Origin of the sequence: Allohoeflea poritis (assembly GCF_027889715.1) — a bacterium.
GTDB lineage: Bacteria > Pseudomonadota > Alphaproteobacteria > Rhizobiales > Rhizobiaceae > Hoeflea_A > Hoeflea_A poritis.
In genome coordinates, this window is sequence record NZ_JAPJZH010000051.1 from 1 (window position 1) to 1,507 (window position 1,507).

Consider the following 1,507-nt stretch of genomic DNA (forward strand, 5'->3'; position numbering starts at 1 on the left):
CCGATCCTTCTATATGCCTCATGCGGCACTTGGTTTCTGCGCATGATTTTTCGCATCTCGTTCTCGAGCCGCTCCACGACATCGGGAGCGTCAATCGGCGTGTACTGCCCAGGGTCAATGCTGAGATCATAAAGCACCGTTTTCGTTTCGCGTGACTGTCCCATGCAAGGCACTTCCACGGCGCCGTCTTCGGACTTGCGGGCAGGTATCTTCAGCACTTTCAGCCCTTCCGCGTATTCGAGGGGGGGCGAGAGTTCAGCTTCACAGAGGTTTTCAACCGAGAAGGCGTCTTCCAGATGCATGGGCATCAGCGTGTATTCGTAGATCTCCTGATCCGCCATGTTTTCCGGGTATTTGAAGTAAGTGTATCGCCCATCCGTTATATTGACCGAACCGCCGAAGATTCCGTAGGCCACCGCATCATGTCCCGGTCCGTCCTGGCCGAGAAGCGGCGTCAGGTCGCGCCCCTCGACCTGTTCAGGGACGGGTGCGTCGAAGAGCGACAGGATCGTCGGCATCAGATCCATCGTCTGCGTGAGCGCCTGCCGTGAGGTGCCGCCCTGATCGGCGTGATCGGGGTGGTAGATGATCAGCGGGATATGAGCGATCTCGTTGTAATAGGGTGTGATATTCTTCGCCCACCATTCATGTTCGCCCAGAAGAAACCCGTGATCGGTGGTAAGGATCACGACGGTGTCCTTCCACAGGTCATGCGTGTCCAGATGGTCCAGAAGCCGTCCGAAATAGTCGTCGCACATCTCGACCAAGCCGGCATAGTTGTTGCGCAGCTCTTCGATTTCTTCGGCGCTTTCCGATACCTTGTCGTAGCGCGGCCAGTCGAGGATCGGCCCCTCGTAACCGCTGTCGCGGCGGCCCTGGAACCGTTCGGGCGACCAGAAGGGTTCGTGCGGGTCGAAGCATTCAAGATGGCAGAACCAGCCGTCCTTGTCGCCGTTGGTGTCGAGAAACTCAAAGGCGGAGGCCATGCATTTGGCCAGCGGCATATCCGCCTCGGTTGGCTGATGTTCGCGGCTGATCATGTAAGGTACGTGCTTCTCGTCCATGCCGTGCATCTGCTGGGGATGGTACATCTCGCGCCAGCGTTCCAGCGGCGGTTGCACCATTGCCTTCCAGCGGTCCTTCTCCTGCCCCCGGATGAAATCAAAGCTGGAGTATTGCGTGTGGTAGGTCGCGCCGCCTTCCATCCAGTAGTGGGCGTGATCGGTGATCATATGCGTCCATATGCCCGATGATTTGAGTTCGCGGATCATGGAATTGTCGAACGGCTCCAGCGGCCCCCAGCTTCGGTGCATGAAGTTCAGGCGGCCGGTATGAAGATCCCGACGCGCGGGCATGCAGGGCATTGAGCCAACATAATGGTTGTCGAAACGAATGGACTTCGCCGCGAAGCGATCAAAGTTCGGCGTCGACATACGCGTTCCGCCGTAGGCGCCCAGGGCGTTGCGGTTGAGCGAGTCGAACAGGACGAACAGGACTTTCATGGGAA

General features: G+C 58.1%; 1 protein-coding gene. It reads right to left on the reverse strand.

Features of this window, described 5'->3' with window-relative positions; translation table 11 throughout:
* On the reverse strand, positions 1–1,507 hold a 1,507-nt coding region (locus tag OOZ53_RS26470; RefSeq protein WP_271092803.1), incomplete at both ends, for a sulfatase.